The organism is Nannocystis sp., from assembly GCF_016714285.1.
In the GTDB taxonomy this organism is placed as follows: Bacteria; Myxococcota_A; Polyangia; order Nannocystales; family Nannocystaceae; genus Nannocystis.
Genome location: NZ_JADJNN010000038.1, coordinates 387,958 through 409,215, shown reverse-complemented (window position 1 = coordinate 409,215; position 21,258 = coordinate 387,958). Strand labels below are relative to the sequence as shown.

Here is a 21,258-nt window from a genome sequence, read left to right as displayed (position 1 = left end):
CCGCTACTCCCACAGCGGGAGCCCCAGGTCGGCGACAATCTCCAGCAGCGCGGCGTGCAGTGGAATCGACGCCGCCGCGAGCAAACCGATGCCGCCCGGGACCCACGGCGCGCCCCGGAGGTCGGTCACGATGCCCCCAGCCTGCTCGACCAGGAACAGCCCCGCAGCGACGTCGACGGTCTTCGCCGAGGTCGAGATCCGGGCGTCGATCTCGCCCATCGCCAGCGCGGCCAGATCGTAGGCCAGCGCCCCGGTGACGCGGATGCCAGCGACGCGCGGGAGGATCGCCGAGAACAGGCGGTCGACGCCGGTCGTACGCAGGCGTCGCAGGTCGCCCGGCAGCCCGATCACCGCCTCCTCGAGGCGCCTCGGGACGGGTCGCCGTCGCGACCACGCCAGCCCGTCGACCTCGACGCCGGGCTGCCGCGACGCGCCGACGACGATGCCGCGAAACGGCATCCCCACGATCCCGAACTCGACCTCGCCGTCGTCGACCAGCGCGACCGAGATCGCCACCTCCGGGCGGCCCGCCACGAGGTTCTGCGTGCCATCGACCGGATCGACGACCCACCAGCGGCCGCGGGCGAGCACGCGGTCCTCGCGGCGGTGCTGCTGCAATTCCTCGGCGAAGAACCCGACCCCGTCCGTCTCCAGCCAGGCCGCGATGAGCCGCTCGGAGAGGGTGTCCCACGGCGTCACGAGATCGTCGATCCCCTGGTCGATGACCTGGCTCGGCAGCACGCCGCGCATCGGCAGCATCGAACCCGCGACCCGCACCACCCGCACCGCCTTCGCGTAAGGGTCGGTCGGGAGCATGGCGAAGCGCGCGAGCGACATCATGTCGAGGTCGTCGAAGGAGATCGATTGGACCCACCGGAGCACCGCCGCGAACGAGATGCCCGCCGCGCAGCGCTGCCAGTCGTCGTTCTTCTCGCTGGTGGCATGATCAGAGACGGCCTTCACCAGGAGAAACGGCGTCCCCAGCGTCTCACACGCCCTGGCGATGCCCGCCGCCTCCATCTCGATCGCCGCGATCTCGCGGCCGTAGCGCTCCTGGACGCTGGCCTGCAACCTGTCGACCGTCCGCGGATCCGAGATGACGCCGTCGCCGGAGGCGTAGAGGCCAGGAAACACCCGCGGGTTCGGGCTCGCCCGCCGCGGCGGGACCAGCCCCTGATAATCGCTCGCCGGCGGAGCGACGATCCGCTGCGCGAGCTCCGGGGGGAAGGACGATCGGAAGTATCGCGGCCGCCACTCCTCGTTCCGCGGGAGCTTCTTCTTCGGCTCGTAATAGACGACCTCCGTCCCGACGATGAGATCGCAGTGGGCCCCCGAGAATGAGCTCTTCTTCGGCGTCGCGCAGATCCCGACGCCGATCACCAGCAGCGGATGATAGCGCGACAGGACCCCCTCGACCTCGACCGCCGCGTCGAGATTCCCCATCGCCTCGATCTGCCGGAGAAAGACGAACGCGGACGGAAAATCCAGGAGAATCTCCTGCTTCGAAGCGAAGGCCACCCGGCTCTTGAAGATCCCCTGCGCCACACCATAACAGGCCGAAAATTCAGAATCGGTGGCGATCAACACCGCGATGATCGGCTTGGACATACCGCTGATCTAACACATCAACGCGCGACGGGACCCGCGGCGCCGCCCGACCCGAGCGTCGCCGGCCCGCGCACCCCGACCCACGCCACCAGCAACAGCGCGACCGCCATCAGCCCGACCGTCAGCCCCCACCAGATCCCGGCCACGCCCATACCTGCCTCAAAGGCCAGGTAGTAAGCCACCGGCAGTCCGAGCACGTAGTAGCCGAGCAGGTTGAACAGCGCCGCCGGCCGGGTGCGACCCATCCCCCGCAGCACGCCGCCGCCGACCACCTGGGTCCCATCGAACAGCTGGAACGCCCCCGCGATCGGTAGCAATACCGCCGCCAGCGCCAGCACCTGCGGGTCGCCGCTGTACACCCGCGGCAACCACCCGCGCAGCGCCACGAAGCCGAGCGCCGACCCGCACATCACCCCGGCGCCCATCGCCAGGGCCACCCACGCCGCCCGCTGGGCCGCCCGCGGCTGGCCCGCGCCGAGCAGGTTGCCGACCCGCGTCACCGCGGCCATCGAGATCCCGAGCGGCAGCATGAACGCCATCGACGCCAGGTTCAGGACCACCGTGTGCGCCGCCAGCTCCGCCTTGCCGAGCCAGCCCGCCATCAGCGTCGCCACCTGAAAGGCCCACATCTCGAGCCCGAGCTGCAGCCCCACCGGCAGCCCGAGCCGGGCGATCTGCCGCAGCCCCGCCGGCTCGAGCGCCGCGCGGCTCCACGGCTGCCACGCCCCGCGGTGCAGCCCGCGGCGCCAGATCACCAGCGCCAGCAGCACGAACATCAGCGTGCGCGTCACCCCGGTGGCGATCCCCGCCCCCGTGAGCCCGAGCCGCGGGAACCCGAGCTCGCCGTGGATCAGCACCCAGTTAAAGGCCACGTTTAGCAGGTTGGCGATCAGCGTCACCCACAGCGTCGGCGCGACGATGCTGCGCCCCTGAAGATACGAGCGCAGCACCACGAAGCCGAGGAAGGCCGGCACGCTCGGCAGCTGCACGAGCACATAATCGTGGGCCATGCGCGCCAGCGCCGGTGACTGCCCGGCCAGCAGCAGCATGTCCCCGGTCCACAGCCACAGCATCGCGATCGGCAGGCTGGCCAGCGCCGCCACCACCAGCCCCCGCTGCATCGTCAGCCCGACCGCCGCACCGTCGCCCGCCCCGTGCGCCTGCGTCAGCAGCGGGTCGATCCCCAACGTCACCCCGAGCCCGAACACGAGGGTCCCGAACACCCACACCGTCCCGAGCGCCACGGCCGCGAGCGCGTCGCTGCCGATCCCCCCGACCATGATCGTGTCGACCACGCCGAGCATCATCGTCCCGACCTGGGCCGCGACGATCGGCGTCGCCAGCACGCTCAGCCGGCGCAGCTCCGCGGACGCCTCGGACACCCGCGCCTCATACCAAAGCCCCCGCCGCCCCGCCGACGCCGGGCCCGTGCGCGAGCTAACACGGCCCGCGCGTCAGCGTCCGGAGGCGCCGATGGCTCCCATCGCGCCCAGAGTTCTTCGCCGACGAGGTCGAGCGCATGCGTGGCATCCTCGCCGCGTGCAGCCCGACTCGCGCGAACTCTCGACCCCACGCCTGCGCCTGCGCCCGCTCCTCCTCGCCGACGCCCGCCCGCTGGCCCGCCTGCGCGACGACCCCGAGGTCGCGCGTCACCAGTCGTGGCAGCGCTACAGCGAGGCCGACGCCGACGCCCTGATCCACAACCTCGCCGGTCAGCGACCCGGCACCGCCGGCGCGTGGTTTCAGTGGGCCATCGAGCGCCGCAGCGACGCGGTCCTGCTCGGCGACTGCGGCCTCAAGACCTGCGACGACCCCCGCCTGGGCGAGCTCGGCTACACCCTCGGTCGCGCCCACCAGCGTCAGGGCTTCGCCAGCGAGGCCGTGCGCGCCGTCCTCGACCTCGCCTTCCGCGAGCTGGGCATGCACCGCGTCAGCGCCTCGATCGACGTCGACAACCTCGCCTCCATCGCCCTCTGCGAGCGCCTCGGCCTGCGCCGCGAGGCCCACTTCCGCCGCTCCGTGTGGTTCAAGGGCGCCTGGTGCGACGACATCGTCTACGCGATCCTCGGCGACGAGTGGCTCGCCCGCTGACCATGCCTGGCACAACGTGGGGGGGGACGGGGCGCGTCTCGTCGATCTCGCGGCCAGCCCAGCTCCGGGCCCAGGCGGTGACCGCTGCACCCACACGCCGATCGCCCGATCGCCGCAACCCACGAATCCTGGCCGCGCGAACTGTAACTTTGTCGCGGCTGACGACACTCAGCACTTAACGTGCATCTCCGTCGTCGCCTCGCGCGCTCCCTCATCGGCCTGGCGCTCGCCGTCCCTGCGCTCGTGACCGGGAGCACCGCGGCCCAGACGCCCCCCCTCCCCCGCCCCGACGACCCCGACGTGGGGCCCCCAACAGCGCCTCCCGACAGCCCGCCCGCCGAAGAGCCCCCGCCGCCCACCAGCCCGCCCGCCGAAGAGCCCCCACCGCCCGACAGCCCGCCCGCCGAAGAGCCCGCCGAACCCCGGACTCTGCTTCCCGAGCTCCCGCCCGCCGACCCCGGCCCTGAGCTCGAACCGCCACCCGCACCGCCACCCACCACGCCCGTCCCTCCGATCTCCCGGCTCCAACCCCAGCCCCAACCTCACCTGTCCCATCGGACAGCCCCACCAAACCTGTCCCCTCGGACAGCCAAGCCAAACCTGTCCCATCAGACAGCCCCGCCCCGCGCGACGACCCCAAGCGCTGGCGCCACGCCGGCTTCATCCTCGACCTCCAGGTCGGCACCGGCGGCTGCACCCGCCGCTTCTGCAGCAGCAGCTCGGGCCACGACGCCGCGCCCGGCCTGCGCCTCGGCGGCTTCGTCGGCGGCAACATCTGGGGCATCCTCGAGGTCGGCCTCGCCGCCGGCTGGAACACCCTGCGCCCGCGCGGCGTCACCGGCGAGAACGCCATGACCCTCTACGACCTCGACCCGGCGAAGGTCGAGGCCGCGATCGCCAAGGAGCAGGGCGTGCCGGCGCTGGCCATCGACCTCTCGAGCCTCACCGTCCAGACCGCCAGCTCCCGCGCCTTCAACGTCGGCCCCTCCCTGCGTGTGCACTTCATCCGCAAGGGCCGCGGCATCGCCTACATCGGCGCCGACATCCACTACCAGCTGTGGCGCAACCGCTACACGACCGCCAGCGGCGACCTCCGCCTCACCTTCCACGGCGTCAGCGCCCCGCTGCGCGTCGGCGGCGGCGCGTACGTCCACCGCAACATCGCGATCGTCGGCGAGTTCAGCTACGTGCTCAGCGCCTTCGTCGTCGGCGGCATCCGCCACCCGTTGCTCAACGCCGTCGCCCCGCTGCAGGCGCTCGAGAGCACCGCCGCCGGCTTCAACAGCGACCACGGCACCCTGAAGGGCGGCCTGCCGCGGTTCTGGAACCTCAGCGTCAACCTGCGCTTCCGCTTCTGACTACGGCCGGACCACCGCGCGCCCCTTCTTCGCCCCGGCCTTGCGGGCCGCGCGATGGGCCTCGGCGACCAGCTGACTCGCGTGCTCCCTCGCCGTGCCCGAGACCCGCGAGCCCCCGAGCATGCGCGCGATCTCCTCGACCCGCGCCGCCTCGTCGAGCCGCACCACGCGGGTGATCGTCCGCCCATCCTTGGTGTGCTTCTCGACCCGGAAGTGGGCGTCCGCGAAAGCGGCGATCTGCGGCAGGTGGGTGATGCACAGCACCTGCCGCCGCTGCGACGCCGCGTACAGGCGGCGACCGATCGCCTCCGCCACCGCACCGCCGACCCCCGCGTCGACCTCATCGAACACGTAGGTGGTCACGTGGTCCCCGGTCGCCAGCACGCCCTTCACCGCCAACAACACCCGCGACAGCTCGCCGCCCGACGCGACCTTCGTCAGCGGCGCCAGCGGCTCGCCCGGGTTCGCCGTGAACAAGAACTCCACCCGGTCCGCACCCCGCGGCCCCAATTGCTGGCTGGCCTGCTCGCCCGCCAGCAGCTCGACCCGCGCCTCCAGCCGCGCCCGCGGAATGTGCAGCGCCGCCAGCTCCGCCTCCACCGCCCGCGCCAGCCCGGTCGCCGCCTCCACCCGCCGCACATGCAGCTTCTCCGCCTGGGCCGCGCAGCTGGCATGCAGCTCGCGCACCCGCTCGGCCAGCGCCGCCAGGTGAAAGTCCGCGTTCTCCAGCTCCCCGAGCTCGACCCGCATCGCCAAGAGCTTGCCTTGCAGCTCGTCGAGCTCGCCGCCGTGCTTGCGCCGCAGCCCCTCGAGCTCGTGCGCCCGCTCCTCCGCCAGCTCGAGCTCACCTGGCTCAAAGGACAGCTCATTGGCGAAGCGCGACGCCGCCGAGGCCGCCTCCTCGCAGGCCATCTGCGCGGCCGCAAGCTGCTCCTGGATCTCGGCCAGCAGCGCCGAGCTCTCGGCCCCGCGACGGGCCTCGTCGAGCAGCGCCGCCAGCCGCCCCGCGATCGCGTCGTCGGCCTCGTAGAGCGCGTCGTGGGCCTGGCGAGCGAAGGCCGCCCAGCGCTGCCCGTCGCGCAGCAGGGTGACCCGCGCCCGCAGCCCCGCGAGCTCCCCCGGCTGCGGGTCGAGCCGCTCGATCTCCTCGATCTGGTAGCGCAGGAACTCGGCCCGGGCCGCCCCCTCGGCCGCCCGCCGCCGCAGATCGGCCTCGGCCGCCAGCGCCGCCTGCCACTTCTGATAGCCCACGCCGTAGCGCAGGGCCTCGGCGTCGAGCCCCGCGAACGCGTCGAGCAGGTCGAGGTGGCGCGCCACGTGGGTCAGCGAGTGGTGCTCGTGCTGACTGCAGATGTCGATCAGCTGCTCGCCGACCCGCTCGAGCACCCCCTGGGTGGTGAGGATCGACTGCACCACCGAACGACCCCGCCCCGAACGACCGACAACCCGCTCGAGCACCAATCCCTCACCCGCCCCCCCCTCGATCCCGAGCTCACACAGCATCGGCGCGACCCGCCCCTGCGCCGGCCCGTCGAGCTCGAACTGCGCCTCCACCCGCGCCGACTCGGCCCCCTGCCGCACCAGCTCCGAACGCCCCCTAGCCCCACGCAGCAGCGCCAGCGCGTCGACGATGATCGACTTCCCCGCCCCCGTCTCGCCGGTGAGCACGTTCATCCCCCGCCCCAGCTCGAGCGCCACGTCGTCGAGCAGGGCGAGACCCCGGATGTGCAGATAACTGAGCACGGACCCCCTGTAGCACAACCATCCCAGCCCCGCGCCCCCGTCTCCCCCGCATGCTCTGGACCAGAGCACGCGGACCCCTGCGGCTCCGCAGCCACACCAGCGAGTGGCATCCGACCGGACCCGCCGCGGGCGCCTAGCCGCCGCGAATACCTGCCCTCGCCCCGCCTTGACCCCCGCCGCGCCCCGTGGTCCCCTGAAAATCATGTCCGAAGCCGCGACCCCCCTCCCGAAGCTCCAGGACCTCCCCCGCAAGCACAGCGCCCGCTACGCCACCGACGAGGCCCGCGTCCTCGGCGAGGCCTGGGACCCCGTGAGCCGCACCGCCCGCGTCGACGGCCTCACCGACATCTCGCGCAGCCCCGAGGCCCAGCTCTTCCTCGACAGCAAGCCGCTCGGCGTCCCGATCGTCGGCGTCTACGAGGGCGAGGGCGGCTACTGGATCGCCGCCAAGGACGACCACGACCGCATCCTCTTCCCCCGCCGCAACCTCGCCTGGTAGCCAGCGCTGCTACGCCAGTGGGGCCAGTCGGCGGAGTTAATCGACCGCAACCTCGCCTGGTAGCCAGAGCCGCTACGCCGAGCCGCTGTTCCACCCGAGCTTGGTCGCCAGCACCTTGAACACGCTGACCCCCGGCGGGCACAGCTGCAGCGGCTCGCTCGCCACCGTGGCGACCACCAGGTCGCCGAGCTTGAGCTCCACGCTGCGCTGGCCGTCGACCGTCAGGAACGCCGCGCTGATGTCGTTCGGCCCGGCGTAGGTGATCCGGATCTCCGAGTCACCCGGCACCACCACCGGCCGGTGCGTCAGGCTGTGCGGGCAGATCGGCGTGATCGTCAGGCACTGCGTCCCCGGGGCCACGATCGGCCCGCCCGCGGCCAGGTTGTAGGCCGTCGAGCCCATCGGCGTGCTGACGATCAGCCCGTCCGCCTTGTACGTCGCCATGTGCGTGCCCGACACCTCGGTGGCCAGCAGCAGCAGGCGCGGCACGTCGCCGTGCTTGATGTACGCGTCGTTGCACGCCGTCTCGCTGGCCAGCAGCTCGTCACCGCGGCGCACCTCCACGCGCATGCGCAGGCGCGGCTCCCAGGCCAGCTCGCCGCGGACCGCCGCCGCCAGCGCGACCCGGGCCTCGTCGCGGTGATACGCGGTGAGGAAGCCGAGCTCCCCGAGGTTGATGCCGAGCACCGGGATGCCCGCCCGCGCCGCCCAGCGGCTGGCCCGCAGCAGCGTCCCGTCGCCGCCCAGAGCGATGATCAGGTCGACATCGCGGAGCGACTGCGCGGCCACCCCGTCCGCGCCCTCGACCTTGTCGACCTCCGACGGCACCACCACCGTGACCCCCTGCGCGCGCAGGTACTCGACCGCGTCGAGCAGGGTCGTGCGCGCGTGCCCGTCCTCCCGCGGATAGATCAGCACAGAGCGCACCGGTGGGATCGCGGTTCGGCGCAGCATCAGTCCTCGGGCGCGTACAGGTAGCCCTGGTGCTGAAACAGGCAGATCTTCCCGCCCTGCTCATGCCGGGCCCGTTCGAGCGCCGCGTCGACCAGGTCGAGCATGTCCTGCAACGTGGTCGTGTCCTTGTTGGGGAAGAAGGACACCCCGATCGACACCGTGAAGCCAGTCACCGCCCCGTCCCCACCGGCCACGCCGCGCTGCGACTTGCGGGTCTCGCGGGAGATCCGCTCCGCCACCGTCAAGGCCCCCGGGAAGTGGGTGTTGGGCAACATCAGCAGGAAGCCGCGCTCGTCGGTCCGCATCACCAGGTCGATCTTCCGCACCTGCGCCTCGATCACGGCCCGCAGCGTCGGCGTCAGCTCGGTCGCCCGCTCGTCCGCCCCATCCACCGCGATCCGCAGGCACGCCAGCGGATCGCTGTAGCGCTCGGCCCGCTCGAACTCCTCCTGCATCCGCCGCCGCTGCGCCTCGGGGGTCGGCGGCACCCGGGCGGCCTCCGCCTGGGCCTCGCTCACACCCTCGCCGCGCTCATCGAAGGCCGCCCGCGTCCGCAGCAGCACCTCGACCCGCGCGCACAGCTCCTCGCCGTTGTACGGCTTGCCGAGGTAGTCGTCGGCCCCGCTGCGCAACCCCTCGACCCGGGCGTTGACCGAGTTGCGGGTGCTGACCATCAACACCGGCAGGTAGCCGCTCGCCTTGGCCTTCAAGATCCTGCACACCTCGAGCCCGCCGATCTTCGGCATCACCACGTCGAGCATGACCAGGGCCGGCCGCTCGCGCTGAAACACGTCGAGCACCTGCTGCCCGTCGCTGGCCTCGACCACGCTGTACCCAGCCTCGCTGAGGAAGCCGCGAGCCGCCGCGCGGTCGCTGCTCGAGTCATCGGCGATGAGGATCTTGACGCCGGGGGCGGTCACGTCGGCCCCAGTATGGCACCCTTCCCGAGCTCCCAGCAGCCCGCCTGGCAACCCTCCTGCCCACTCGGCGCCGGGCCCTCAGCAACACCCGCACCACCCCCTTCCCAGGAGATCGCTCGCCCGCGTCCTCGCTCACACACCTGGCCCACTTGGCCCACCTGGCACCCCTTCGCCAGCAAACCCACCCTCAGCCCGCGCCAGCGCCTCATGCCCGCCGCTTGACAGCCCCGAATCGCTCGCGTATCCATCCGCTTCCCATGGGTACCCACTACCCCAACCCCGCAGATATTCGTCGTGACTGGCTGCTCGTCGACCTCAACGGTCTGACGGTCGGCCGCGCAGCGAGCCAGATCGCCAACATCCTTCGTGGCAAGCACAAGCCCACCTTCACTCCGCACATGGATGTCGGCGACTTCGTCGTCTGCATCAACGCGGAGAAGGTCGTGCTGACCGGCACGAAGCTGGACGACAAGCTCTACCGCTTCAACTCCGGCTTCCCGGGCGGACTCAAGTCCTGCACCGCCCGCAACATGCTGGCCAAGAAGCCCGAAGAGCTGATCATGATCGCCGTGCGCCGCATGCTCCCCCGCTCCCCGCTGGGCCGCCACACGTACAGCAAGCTCAAGGTCTACGCCGGCGGCGAACACCCGCACAGCGCCCAGCAGCCCAAGCCCCACACGCTCGCCTACTGAGTCCCCGGATTACGCAATGGCCACCGATACCATGAAGTTTTACGCCACCGGCCGCCGCAAGTGCGCGATCGCCCGCGTCTGGCTGTTCCCGGGTGAGGGCAAGATCATCATCAACAACCGCGACGCCGACGCCTACCTGGCCAGGCCGACCAACATGAAGTTGATCGAGCAGCCGCTCAACGCGACCGGCACCCGCGAGAAGTACGACGTGTGGGCCACCTGCAAGGGCGGCGGCCTGTCCGGCCAGGCCGGCGCCGTCCGCCTCGGCATCGCCCGCGCCCTCCTCCGCATCGCCGGCGACTACCGCGACAGCCTCAAGCGCTCCGGTTACCTCACCCGCGACTCCCGCAAGGTCGAGCGCAAGAAGTACGGCCGCGCAGGCGCCCGCGCCCGCTTCCAGTTCAGCAAGCGCTAGTCAGAGGCCTCCCACAAGGAGACGCCCAAGAGACGCCCTCCCGCCCGGGACGGCGTCTCTTCTCAATTCCACGGAGCAGCGAGAGCACACCAGCAGCTCGCTCATCTCGCCAGCTCACCGAGCCAGCAGCCAGCTCCCTCACCGAGCCAGCAGCGGCTCGCCAGCTCCCTCGCCGAGGAGCAGGCAAAAAAAACCCGGCCATCTCGACCGGGTCCTTGTTGATCGAGCGGGCAGCTCAGCCGCGCCCGCGACCGCCACGGCCACCGCCGCCGCCGCGACCACCGCGACCGCCGCCGCCGCCCTCGAAGTCGTCGTAGCCGCCGCCACCGCCGCGACCACCACGTCCACCGCCACCGCCACCGCCGAAGCCGGAGTCGCGGTCACGGAAACCGCCGCCACCGCCACCGCCGCCGCGGGGACCACCGCCGCCACCGCCACCGCCGCCGCCGCCGAAGCCACGACCGCCGCCGCCGCCACCACCGCCGCCGCCACCGGCTCCGCGGGGCTTGTCCTCAGCCGCATTGACGCGGATCGCACGGCCGTCGAGCGACGCGCCGTCCATCGCTTGCTGGGCCGCGGCGCCGTCTGTGGCCTCCTGGTAGGTCACGAACCCGAATCCACGGGAACGACCGGTCTCGCGGTCAGTCACGACCTTGGCCTCTGTCACCGCGCCGAACCGAGAGAAAGCCTCCTTCAGGCCATCATCCGTCGTGTTCCAGCTCAGACCACCAACAAAGAGTTTTCTCGACATTCCTGCTTCGCTTCCGACTTTCGTGCGCAGGCCCGGTAGGGCCGTGGATTCTCACTGCGTGCTCGCCCTCTCGTGAGTCGCGGCATGCCGCCGTCGACGATGCGCCCCTTCGCTGGCCCTGTCAACCGACGCCCCACCGGGTCACACGCCCCGCATCACGTGCACACCAGCGGGCGAGCGTCGCTGTGCAAGTCGCTGCGCGAGCGCGCCGCAAATATCGTAAAACCGCGTCCCCGCGCCCATGACCTTCATCCCGAAGCACGCTGTCCTCGAGGCGCTGGCGCGGCCTCGCCTCGCCGAGCTGGCCCGCAGCCTCGGGATCGCCCCGGCGCGCTCACGCCGGGAGATCCTGGTCCAGCTCGCCATGCTCCCCGACCGCCGCTTCCGCGAGCTCCTCGGCCTCCTCGACGCGCCTGAGCTGCGGACCATCGCCCGCGCCCATCGCCTCCCCGAGTTCCGTGACAGCGACGCGCTCGCGGCCTGCATCGCCCTCGGCCCGCCCGACGAGAGCGACCCACCAGACCCGCCCCGTCGCACGAAGAAGCTGCGGCCCAGCGCCCCCGAAGTTGCGCCCGAGCCCGAGCCCAAGCCGACACCGCTGACACCGATCCCCGACAACGACGACGACCTCCCGCACAACGTCACCCGCCTGCGCCGCAAGCAGCCCGCCGAGCCCGAAACCCGCCGCGGCGACCTCGACTTCGAGGCCACCCTCTGGCAGGCCGCCGACAAGCTCCGCAGCAACATGGACGCCGCCGAGTACAAGCACGTCGTCCTCGGCCTGCTCTTCCTCAAGTACATCTCCGACGCCTTCGAGCGCCACCGCGACCAGCTGCATCAGGCCGGCCGCGACAGCGAGGACAAGGCCCTCTACCGCAACGATCGCGTGTTCTGGGTCCCGCCCGCGGCCCGCTGGCGCGCCCTCGCCGTGCGTGCCGACGCCGCCGCGCCCGAGCTCGGCCGCAGCATCGACGCGGCGATGGCCGCGATCGCGGCCGACAACCCGGCCCTGCACGGCGTCCTGCCCCAGATCTACCAGCGCCCCGGCCTCGAGGGCCCGCTGCTCGCCGAGCTCGTGCGCCTGTTCGGCGCCCTCGGCCACGCCGAGCAGCGCGGCCGCGACGTCCTCGGCCGCGTCTACGAGTACTTCCTCACCCGCTTCGCCTCCGCCGAGGGGAAGAACGGCGGCCAGTTCTACACCCCCCGCTCCGTCGTCCACCTGCTCGTCGCCATGCTCGCCCCCACCGGCGGCACCGTCTACGACCCCGCCTGCGGCTCCGGCGGCATGTTCGTCCAGAGCGAGCGCTTCCTCGTCGAGCACGGCGGCCGCCACGGCGACCTCCGCGTGTTCGGCCAGGAGAGCAACCCGACCACCTGGCGCCTCGCTCGCATGAACCTCGCCCTCCGCGGCATCGACGGCGACCTCGGCCACGAGCACGCGGACAGCTTCCACCGCGACCTCCACCCCGACCTGCGCGCCGACTACGTGCTCGCCAACCCGCCCTTCAACACCAAGGACTGGGGCGCCGCCCGCCTGCAACACGACCCGCGCTGGCGCTTCGGGGTCCCGCCCGCGCAGAACGCCAACTTCGCGTGGGTCCAGCACATCATCCACCACATGGCCCCGCGCGGCCGCGCCGGCTTCGTGCTCGCCAACGGGGCGATGACCACCAGCAGCGGCGGCGAGGGTGAGATCCGCCGGGCGATCGTCGAGGCCGACCTGGTCGACTGCATGGTCGCCCTCCCGGCCCAGCTGTTCTACAGCACCCAGATCCCCGTCTCGCTGTGGCTGCTCGCCCGCGACAAGGCCGACCCCCGCCTGCGCGACCGCCGGGGCCAGGTCCTCATGCTCGACGCCCGCGACCTCGGCAGCATGACCGACCGCACCCACCGCGAGCTCCAGGCGCACGAGCTCACCCGCCTCGTCGAGCTCTACCACAGCTGGCGCGGCGACCCGCAACCTGGCCCTCGGGACAGGCTGCGCCTCGTCTTCAATGACGTCCCCGGCCTGGCCCGCAGCGTAAGCCTCGCCGAGATCGCCGCCCACGACCACAACCTCGCCCCCGGCCGCTACGTCGCCCCCGCCGCCCCGCCGACCCCGCTGCGCCCCTTCGCCGACGAGCTCGCCGAGATCGACGCGGCCCTGCGCACCCAGCTCGCCGAGGCCCGCAGCCTCGACGACCAGCTCACCCAGCTCCTCGACCACCTGCGCCGCCCGTCATGAGCCCGCTCCACACACTCCGCTGCGCCACTGCGCTCGTCGTCCTCGCCACTCGCCCGTCATGAGCCCGCTCCCGTCCGGCTGGACCGCCTGCACCCTCGACGATCTCAAGGCCCCCGCGCCGCACGCGATCGCCGGCGGCCCCTTCGGCTCGGACCTCGGCCGCGCCGACTACGTCGACGCAGGCGTGCCCGTCATCCGCGGCAGTAACCTCGGCGCCGGCGAGCGCCGCTTCTACACCGACGACCTCGTGTTCATCGCCGAGGCCAAGGCCGACCTGCTCGCCCGCCACACCGCCCGCCCCGGCGACGTCGTCGTCACCCAGCGCGGCACCCTCGATCAGGTCGGCCTGGTCCCGCAGGGCACGCCGTGGCCGCGCTTCATCCTCTCGCAGAGCCAGATGAAGATCACCTGCGACCCCGCCCGCGTCGACCCCGAGTACATCTACTACTGGCTGCTGACCCCGGAGATCCGCGACTACGTCGCCCGCCACACGATCACCGCCGGCGTCCCGCACACCAACCTGGCGATCCTCCGCGCCACCCCCGTGCGCCTGCCACCGCTCGCCGAGCAACGCGCGATCGCCCGCGCCCTCGGCCGCATCGACGCCCGCGCCGCGCTCGCCGAGGCCATCGACGACCAGCTCGACCGCCTGGTCCGCCTGCTCTTTCGGTCATGGTTCCTGGAACATGACCCGACGTACAGCCGCGCCCGCGGCGAGCGTCACGCGAGCACCGACGCCGGCGAGGCCGCGCTGTTCCCCGACGCCCTCGAGCCCGGCCCCGTCGCCCCGATGCCCCGCGGCTGGCGCAACGTGCCGCTGACCGAGTGCGCCAGCTTCCAGAACGGCACGCCCTTCACCGCCGCCGACTTCAGCCCCGACGGCCGCGGCCTGCCCGTGATCAAGATCGCCGAGATCAAGCGCGGCATCACCGATCAGACCCGCTTCGCCGCGGCCCGCCCCGACGCGCGAGCGATCACCAGCGGCGACATCCTGATGGCCTGGTCCGGCAACCCCCACAGCTCGATCGGCACCTTCCTGTGGCAGCGCGGACCCGCCTGGCTGAACCAGCACATCTTCAAGGTCGTCCCGCCCGCGCCGCGCTGGCGCGCCTTCACCTACTGCCTGCTCCGCGAGCTCCAGCCCCGCTTCGTCCAGCTCGCCCGCAGCCGCCAGACCACCGGCCTTGGCCACGTCAGCCAGAAGGACATGCGCGAGATCCTGGTCGCCCGCCCCCCCGACGCCCTCGCCGAGGCCTTCGAGCGCCGCACCGCGCCCGCCTTCGCCCGCATCGCCGGCCACGGCCAGCTGCTGCACAGCCTCGCCCGCGCCCGCGCGACCCTCCTCGTCAAGCTCACCAGCGGCGAGCTCGCGGGCACCCGCCTGCCGTGAACTGACCGCCGAGTCGGAGCATGGCGCAAGGGACATGTCCCTACCGCCATGTCGAGAAGCGAGGGCCGGCGCGGTCGGTGTCGCCGACCGCCGGACCGCAGCGGCCCACGCGCCTGGCTACCCGACGGCGCCCGCGAAGTGGCGCGCGCGCAGGTGCACGTTGCCGACGCCGTCCTCCTCGGGGACGGTCGCCTGCACATAGCAGCCGTCGACCGGGAGGAAGTGGTCGAGCGTCGGGTCGGCGAGGACGATGCCCTCGAGCGCGTGGGTCTCGGCGTTGAACACCGGCGAGCCGGAGCAGACCGGGAAGACGTCGAGGTTGGCCGTGAAGGTGTCGTCGTCGCCGCGCTCGAGCACGCGGCCGTTGCCGGCGAACTTGACCGGCAGCCCCATCGGGTGCCCGACGGTGTAGATCGCCTGGCCCACGGCGAGCGGACGGTCGCGGTTGATCGCCGCGAAGGGCCGACCCTCGGCGCGGCGATCGAGGCGCAGCACCACCCAGTCCCGCGGGGGCTCGCCGAAGTCGCCACGCGCGACCAGCTCGGCCACGCGGTACACGTCGCCAGCGGGGATCCGCTCGCGCGCGACGAAGGGGTCCTCCATCTCGAAGCCAAACACGAGGCACATTCGCTGCCAGGGGATCCTCCGGGCCACGTGGGCCGCCGTCACCACGAGGTCCGGGCCGACCAACACCCCGGTCGCCGCGGCCCCCGACGGCTGGTTGTAGAAGCGCTCCCCGGGGCACAGCTGCTTCATCGGCCCGAACGGCCGGGTGTACAGCGAGCGCATGTCGTCGCCAGCGTCCTGCACCGCGGCGTCGAAGAACACCGCGGCCGTGCAGTCCAGCGCCCGCCGCTGCTCGCTACCCTGCACCTCGTAGGCCTCGATGCGATCGTCGGCTCCATAGATCGCCAGCGCTGCGCTGCGCAGCTGCTCGAGCAACGCGGCCGCGATCGCCTGGTCGGACAGCGGGCGCACGGCCTCGCGCAGCGCGGGCGGGGGCTCGGGCCCGGGGGACATTCCGGGCTCGAAGGCCCCCGCCCGCGTGCGCAGCTCGCGAGCCATGAGGAAGGGCGGAACACCGGCGAGGACCGACAGCAAGGCCATGCGCCGGGTAGTGTCGGGCCCCGCTCAAGCCGTCACGACGATCGGCGTGGTCGATGGCCGCGACCCGTGCGGCGGCACCTCGTCGCGCGCCTGCGCAGCGTGCCGGCGTGGTCGCCGAGCTCGCGATCAGCCCGGACTTCGACCGCGGCTGCTCGCTACAGCGCCGATGATCGCAACGTGGAGTTCGCCGTGACGGATCTTCGCCGCCGCGGCACTAACCCCCGACGGGCGCGGCGGGCCAATGCGGCGCCGCCGCGAGCCCGCTACCGCAACTTCTCTGGGAGCGACGAGATGGCTACCAACTGGCACCTTTTGAACACCCTATCCACCGTCACCAGCGCGCCGACGGTCTATCACGAGTCCGACGGCCGCTGCTACACCGGCAGCGGCAGCACGGGCTCGCAGATCGACGTGATCCGCGTCGACGTGCCGGACAGCGCGGTCACCTCCGTGGCGATCTACTTCGAGCCGCGGACGGCGACGGTCCCCGTGCTCGACGAGAACGACACGACCATCATCAAGGTGCCCTCGGGCCACGCCGGCACCGCCACGTGGTCCCTGGCCGGCAGCACCACGACGATCACCTTCTCCGTGCCGAGCAGCAGCGTGACCGAGTGGGGCTGGGAGTTCATCAACCCGAACCTGCCCGAGCCCCTGCACATCAAGATCCGGGTCAAGCGCCCCTGACCCGGCGCTTGTGATCCGCGGGGCGAGCAAGTAATAGGCGTAAGGTGGACGATCGCGTGTCGGAGCCGGAGACGACGAGCCCGGGGCTCGGGGGCCCCCTGGCGCGCTCGCTCGAGGCCGAGGCGATGCGCCGACGGCTCGGCGCGCGCATGTTCGGCGTACCCGCGGAGCCGCTGCGCATCGGTCGCTTCCGCGTGCAACGATCGCTCGGCCAGGGCGGCATGGGGGTCGTCTACGCCGCCGAGGACGACACGCTGGGCCGCGTCGTCGCGCTCAAGGTGATCCGCCCGGACGCGACGGAGCAGCGCCTCGCCGAGCACCAGCGCCTGCTCGCCGAGGCCCGCGCGCTCGCCCGCCTGTCGCACCCGAATGTCATCCACATCTACGAGGTCGGCGAGCACGGCGACGAGATCTTCATCGCTATGGAGTATGTCCCCGGACACACGCTGCTGCGCTGGCTCGACGCGCCGCGCAGCGAGGCGGAGATCGTGGCGCACTTCATCGCCGCCGGGCGCGGCCTCGCGGCGGCCCACGCGGCCGGGCTCGTGCACCGCGACTTCAAGCCGAGCAACGTGCTGGTCGGCGAGGACGGCCGCGTGCGCATCGTCGACTTCGGCCTCGCCCGTGGACCGCGTCCGCGGCCCGAGCCCGCGAGCGTCGCGTCGCAGCCCAGCACCACGGCGGTCGACATCCCGCCGAGCCCCGCCACCGAACCGAGCGCCGGCACCCCGGGCTACATGTCGCCGGAGCAGGCGCTCGGCCGCAGCTGCGACGCGCGCAGCGATCAGTTCTCGTTCTGCGTCGCGCTCCACGAGGCGCTCTACGGGCACCGGCCCTTCGCCAACGACGTGCTCGCGGCGCTGGTCGACAACCGCGGCGTACGACCACCGCCCGCGGGCCGACGCGGGCGCGTGTCGGGGTGGCTCCGCCGGGTCCTGGTGCGCGGCCTGGCCTTCGCTTCGGAGGCCCGCTTCGCCAGCATGGAGGCGCTGCTGGTCGCGCTCGAGCGCGGGCCGATCCAGCGCCGGCGGCTGCTGCTGGCGAGCGCGGCCGGCCTCGCCCTCGCGGCCGGCTTCGTCAGCGTCGAGCTGGGTGTCGGCGCCCGCGAGCTGTGTCCCGGCACCAACCAGGCGCTGCTCGACACCTGGAGTCCGGAGCGGCGCGACGAGGTGCGGCGGGCGTACCAGGCGACCCAGCCGGCCGAGCTCGCCAGACCGGCGTGGGAGCGCCTCGCCGGGCAGATCGACCGCTACGCCGGTGAGTGGGCCATGGCGAGCCGCGAGGCCTGCGAGCGCACCCAGCTGCACGGTCAGCAGACCGGGCGCTCGCTGTTCGCCCGGCGCCTCTGCCTCGAGGAGCGGCGGCAGGAGCTGGCCGACCTGGTCGAGCTGATCGATCGCCGCGACCTCGCGGTCTCCGGCGGCGCGCTCGAGCTGATCGCCCGCCTGCAGCCGATCGACCGCTGCCAGCGCGACGCGAACATCGACGTGCAGGCGATCGAGCGCCGCGAGGAGACGGCCCACCGCGACCTCCGACGCGCGCGCGCGCTGCAGCTGGTCGGGCGCGCCGGGGAGGCGAGGCAGCAGATCGCCGGGCTGCGGGCCACGGCCAGGCGACTCGGCGACCGCGAGCTCGAGGCCGAGGTCCTGCTGCTGCGCGGCACGATCGAGGCCCGCGAGCACAGGGACCACGTGGCCGCCACCCAGACCCTCGGCGACGCGGCCGCGCTGGTCGCCAACCGCGGCCCGAGCCCGGCTGCCCCGGCGATCTGGAATGAGCTGGCGCTGCTCGCCGCCGACGTCACGGAGGACGCGAAGCAGGCTCGCATGTGGCTGAAGCTCGCGCAGGGAGCCGCGGGCGACCCCCCCGAGCCGCTGCTGCAGGCGGCGCAGCTCGAGACCGAGAGCTACATCGAGCTGCTCGCCGGTCGCCTCGATCGGGTCCTGCAGCTGCGGCGCCGCGCGCTCGAGCTGCGCGAGCGGCTCCAGTCGCGCTCGCACCCGGAGGTGGCGCGCGCCCGGATGCTGGTGGCCAACGCGCTGGCCGAGCAGGGCAAGCCGGAGCAGACGCGCGAGCTGCTGCTCTCGCTGCTGGCCGAGCAACGCGAGCAGCTCGGCCCGTCCCACCCGTCGCTGCTGGCGATCGAGTTGAGCCTGGCGTACGCGCACATCGACCTCGAGGACTACGCCAGGGCCGAGTCGTCGCTGACGCAGGCGCGCGCCGAGGCGGTGCGGCTGTACGGGGCGTCCAGCGTCCGCGTGGCCTCGCTCGACGTGCTGCTGGCGCAGCTGGACATCGACCCCGACCCGGCCGCGAAGATCCACCGGCTGCGCGGCGCCATCGCGGTGTTCACGGCAGAGCGCCCGCCCGCCTACTCGGAGCGGAGCTACGCGCTGCAGCTGCTGGCCAATCTGCTGCACCTGACGGAGCAGCACGAGGCGGCGCTGGCGGTCAACCGCGAGCTGCTGGCGCTGCACGACGCGGGCGCCCGCCTGGACATCACCAGCGTGCTGGTCAACATCGGCGACTACCTGTGTCTGCTCGACCGCTGCGCCGAGGCGGTCGTCCCCTATGCCCGACTGATGGCGCTGCCCGGGCTCGAGCGCACGCCTGGCGGCGCCGCGCTGCCGCTGCAGGGGCTCGGCCGGGCCCACCTCGACGCCGGCCAGCCGCGCCTGGCCCTGCTGTACTTCGAGCAGGCGCTGGCGATCCTTCAGCGTACGCCGCGGCCCACGCTGCACATGACCGAGCAGACCACGCGCCACATCGCGGAGTGCCTGCGGCAGCTGGGCGAGCAGCCGCAGCGGACGCGAGCGATGCTCGCCGAGGCCGAGCGCCTGCGCGTCGCCATCGCGGGGGCCGCGGATGCATCGGCTGCATCGCCTGTGTCGGGGGCTCCGGCGTGAGCGGACCGCTTGTGACACGCCGCGCGTGCAAGCGCGCGTCGCCAGAATTGGCGGCCGCAGCGGGCCCCTGGACGTGAATTGTCCCGCGCGATGCTGCGCCTTGCCGGGGCGTCGCCGGCTGACGCATCACCGCCCGGCATGGGTGCACGCGAAGCAACGCAGTCCCGCTGGAGCCGCCAGGCCGCGGCCCTGATCGCCGCGGTGCGCGACGAGTCGCTGCGCGACGACCTGCGCCTGCGCTTCGACGAGCGCGCGGCGATCTGCGAGATCGACGGCCAGCTGCCGCGGGCCGAGGCGGAGCGGGTCGCCTACGAGTCCCTGCTCGCCGCGACCCGCCGCGTCGACCCGGGTTGAGACATGGTGCTCGGGACATGTCCTCGTAGACATGTCCCGAAGGTCACACCAGCCAGGTGCCGCGCACGTGGCCAGGTGCCGCCTGTCCCCGAAGCTCGCGCCGGCCCGGTGCCGCGCACGTGGCCAGGTGTCGCCTGTCCCGAAGCTCAGACGGGCCAGGTGCCGCGCAGGTGGTGCATGACGAGGCCGGCGTGCGACAGCGGGCGCGACGAGTCGTCGACGTCCGCGTTGGTCTCGAAGTCGAGGAGCACGAGGCCGCCGGGGGTCTCGGCGAGGCGGGCCAGCTCGGCGAGCTCGGTCGCGAGGTGCTGCACGAGCACGTGGCGGTAGGCCGGCAGGTAGATCGCTCGGCGGGCGGCGACGTAGCCGAGCAGGCGCTCGCTGCCGAGGCCGGGGCGGTGCCCGAGCACGCGGCCGTAGCTCGAGGCGCTGCGCTTGAGGCCCCGCATGCTGGTGATCGCCAGCTTGGCCTCGTCGACGTCGGCCCGCTCGAACACCTTGAGCGCCTGCCACAGGCCCTCGACGCTGGCGGCGACCCGGCCGGCGGCGCCGGGCACCGGGATGTCGCCGTGCGGGTAGAAGGGGCTGAACTTGACCCACGGCGCGGGGGCGCGGGAGGTGAGCTCGAGGACGGTGGCGTCCGGCTGCTCGCGACGGATGGTCGCGGCGCCGCGGCGATGATGGACGGCGATCTTCATGGTGCGTCTCCGTGGACCACGGCGACCGCGTCGAGGTCGAAGCCACCGCCGCCGCCGCCGCACCACCTGCGGTCGCCGTAGTGGGCGACGCCGACGTCGAGGAGGCGGAGGTAACGGACCTCGGCGAGCCCGAGCTCGGCGAGGTCGAAGGCGTCCCCGCCGGCGAGCGCGGGGTCGGTGGGGTCGATGCCGGCGTCGGGGCCGGCGAACACCTGGGCCACGCCGGCGCAGCCGAGCGGCGGCTGGTTCCCGGGCGCGCAGGGGAAGGCGTGCCACTGCAGGCCGTCCGCGCTGACGAGCACGCGCGCGGGCTCGACGAAGGTCAGGTCGCCGACCGGCAGCGGGTTCTCGAACACGATGAAGTCGGGGCCGGGGCCGTCGACGATCGCCGGGTCGTCGAAGTACAGCGTGATCTCGCCGCCGCAGCCGAGCGAGAGCACGTCGGTGCTGCCCATGCCCGCCGCGCCGGCCATCGGCGGGCCGAACACGACCGCGGGGAAGCGGTCCTGGCCGTAGCTCGCGCCCTCCGGCGTGAACGACTCGACGCAGTCGACGAAGCGGTCGCTCGGCGCGGACCCGGGGACGCAGGTGAAGCCGACCGGGCTCTCGTCGGTGTCGTGGGTGTCGCCGCTGCTCGTGCCGTCGCTGCTGGCGTCATCGCTGTCGTTGCCCGCCTCGCTGCTGCTCGCGCCAGGCTCGAGCTCACCGCTCACCTCGGCGGGGTCGGCCGCGTTGCAGGCGAGGGGGGGCAGCAGGAGCAGGAGCCGTCGCACGCGCGGCATGGTACATGGGCGTCGAGCGCTCCGCGGCGGCGGGCACACAGGGGGCCGTGGCGGGTCGCAAGGGGCCGCTGCGGGGCCG

19 protein-coding genes are annotated in these 21,258 nt (G+C 72.8%); 10 read left to right on the top strand and 9 right to left on the bottom strand.

Annotation, left to right across the window (positions count from 1 at the left end; translation table 11 throughout):
• Nucleotides 1-3: 3 nt before the first annotated feature.
• Together IPJ59_RS35270 and IPJ59_RS35265 are read right to left on the bottom strand one after the other, a co-directional pair.
• Entirely contained in the window at nt 4-1,608 is a 1,605-nt protein-coding gene (locus tag IPJ59_RS35270) for an inositol monophosphatase family protein (protein WP_293247142.1), read from the bottom strand.
• A gap of 17 nt (nt 1,609-1,625) precedes the next feature.
• A complete protein-coding gene (locus IPJ59_RS35265; RefSeq protein WP_293275603.1) occupies nt 1,626-2,990 on the bottom strand; it encodes an MATE family efflux transporter in 1,365 nt (454 codons plus the stop codon).
• A gap of 157 nt (nt 2,991-3,147) precedes the next feature.
• On the opposite strand from IPJ59_RS35265, the gene IPJ59_RS35260 reads away from it, so the two are divergent.
• Nucleotides 3,148-3,699 (top strand): GNAT family N-acetyltransferase, encoded by a 552-nt coding sequence (locus IPJ59_RS35260; protein WP_293247136.1) that lies wholly within the window; start codon nt 3,148-3,150, stop codon nt 3,697-3,699.
• Between the two features lie 851 nt (nt 3,700-4,550).
• On the top strand, nt 4,551-5,057 hold the full coding sequence (locus IPJ59_RS35255; protein WP_293275602.1) for a hypothetical protein: 507 nt from the start codon (nt 4,551-4,553) through the stop codon (nt 5,055-5,057).
• Here the strand turns inward: IPJ59_RS35255 and recN are convergent, their stop codons facing one another.
• Entirely contained in the window at nt 5,058-6,800 is a 1,743-nt protein-coding gene (gene recN / locus IPJ59_RS35250) for a DNA repair protein RecN (RefSeq protein WP_293247130.1), read from the bottom strand.
• A 202-nt stretch (nt 6,801-7,002) separates the two neighbouring features.
• Between recN and IPJ59_RS35245 the strand changes: the two genes are divergently transcribed.
• Nucleotides 7,003-7,299 carry a hypothetical protein gene (locus tag IPJ59_RS35245; RefSeq protein WP_293275601.1) on the top strand — a complete coding sequence of 99 codons (297 nt, stop codon included), beginning with the start codon at nt 7,003-7,005 and terminating at the stop codon, nt 7,297-7,299.
• A 72-nt stretch (nt 7,300-7,371) separates the two neighbouring features.
• Here IPJ59_RS35245 and IPJ59_RS35240 read toward each other — a convergent pair whose 3' ends face one another.
• Together IPJ59_RS35240 and IPJ59_RS35235 are read right to left on the bottom strand one after the other, a co-directional pair.
• Complete coding sequence (locus tag IPJ59_RS35240; RefSeq protein WP_293247124.1) at nt 7,372-8,253, bottom strand: NAD(+)/NADH kinase; 882 nt, start codon at nt 8,251-8,253, stop codon at nt 7,372-7,374.
• Nucleotides 8,253-9,173 (bottom strand): GGDEF domain-containing response regulator, encoded by a 921-nt coding sequence (locus IPJ59_RS35235; protein ID WP_293275600.1) that lies wholly within the window; start codon nt 9,171-9,173, stop codon nt 8,253-8,255. Before IPJ59_RS35235 ends, IPJ59_RS35240 begins: the two co-directional genes overlap by 1 nt.
• A gap of 257 nt (nt 9,174-9,430) precedes the next feature.
• Here IPJ59_RS35235 and rplM point away from each other — a divergent pair, with 257 nt between their 5' ends.
• The gene (gene rplM, locus IPJ59_RS35230) at nt 9,431-9,865 is read left to right on the top strand and encodes a 50S ribosomal protein L13 (protein WP_293247118.1); all 435 of its coding nucleotides are present in this window, start codon (nt 9,431-9,433) and stop codon (nt 9,863-9,865) included.
• A gap of 16 nt (nt 9,866-9,881) precedes the next feature.
• On the top strand, nt 9,882-10,280 hold the full coding sequence (gene rpsI / locus IPJ59_RS35225) for a 30S ribosomal protein S9 (protein ID WP_463673391.1): 399 nt from the start codon (nt 9,882-9,884) through the stop codon (nt 10,278-10,280).
• 235 nt (nt 10,281-10,515) lie between these two features.
• On the opposite strand, the gene IPJ59_RS35220 is transcribed toward rpsI, so the two are convergent.
• A complete protein-coding gene (locus IPJ59_RS35220) occupies nt 10,516-11,031 on the bottom strand; it encodes an RNA recognition motif domain-containing protein (protein WP_293247112.1) in 516 nt (171 codons plus the stop codon).
• A gap of 241 nt (nt 11,032-11,272) precedes the next feature.
• Between IPJ59_RS35220 and IPJ59_RS35215 the strand changes: the two genes are divergently transcribed.
• Together IPJ59_RS35215 and IPJ59_RS35210 are read left to right on the top strand one after the other, a co-directional pair.
• Nucleotides 11,273-13,255 (top strand): class I SAM-dependent DNA methyltransferase, encoded by a 1,983-nt coding sequence (locus IPJ59_RS35215; protein WP_293275599.1) that lies wholly within the window; start codon nt 11,273-11,275, stop codon nt 13,253-13,255.
• A gap of 58 nt (nt 13,256-13,313) precedes the next feature.
• On the top strand, nt 13,314-14,645 hold the full coding sequence (locus IPJ59_RS35210) for a restriction endonuclease subunit S (protein ID WP_293247106.1): 1,332 nt from the start codon (nt 13,314-13,316) through the stop codon (nt 14,643-14,645).
• A gap of 117 nt (nt 14,646-14,762) precedes the next feature.
• On the opposite strand, the gene IPJ59_RS35205 is transcribed toward IPJ59_RS35210, so the two are convergent.
• Nucleotides 14,763-15,752, bottom strand: coding sequence for a trypsin-like serine peptidase (locus tag IPJ59_RS35205; RefSeq protein WP_293247104.1), 990 nt, complete (start codon nt 15,750-15,752; stop codon nt 14,763-14,765).
• 177 nt (nt 15,753-15,929) lie between these two features.
• On the opposite strand from IPJ59_RS35205, the gene IPJ59_RS35200 reads away from it, so the two are divergent.
• From IPJ59_RS35200 to IPJ59_RS35190, 3 genes are all read left to right on the top strand, one after another.
• Entirely contained in the window at nt 15,930-16,439 is a 510-nt protein-coding gene (locus IPJ59_RS35200) for a hypothetical protein (RefSeq protein ID WP_293275598.1), read from the top strand.
• Between the two features lie 56 nt (nt 16,440-16,495).
• Complete coding sequence (locus IPJ59_RS35195; protein ID WP_293275597.1) at nt 16,496-19,345, top strand: serine/threonine-protein kinase; 2,850 nt, start codon at nt 16,496-16,498, stop codon at nt 19,343-19,345.
• Nucleotides 19,346-19,483: 138 nt separating this feature from the next.
• Nucleotides 19,484-19,699 (top strand): hypothetical protein, encoded by a 216-nt coding sequence (locus IPJ59_RS35190; RefSeq protein ID WP_293247097.1) that lies wholly within the window; start codon nt 19,484-19,486, stop codon nt 19,697-19,699.
• A 146-nt stretch (nt 19,700-19,845) separates the two neighbouring features.
• On the opposite strand, the gene IPJ59_RS35185 is transcribed toward IPJ59_RS35190, so the two are convergent.
• Nucleotides 19,846-20,397, bottom strand: coding sequence for a DUF6939 family protein (locus IPJ59_RS35185; protein WP_293247094.1), 552 nt, complete (start codon nt 20,395-20,397; stop codon nt 19,846-19,848).
• Nucleotides 20,394-21,179 carry a cell surface protein gene (locus IPJ59_RS35180; protein ID WP_463673390.1) on the bottom strand — a complete coding sequence of 262 codons (786 nt, stop codon included), beginning with the start codon at nt 21,177-21,179 and terminating at the stop codon, nt 20,394-20,396. The genes IPJ59_RS35185 and IPJ59_RS35180 overlap by 4 nt, the downstream gene beginning before the upstream one ends.
• Between the last annotated feature and the right edge of the window lie 79 nt (nt 21,180-21,258).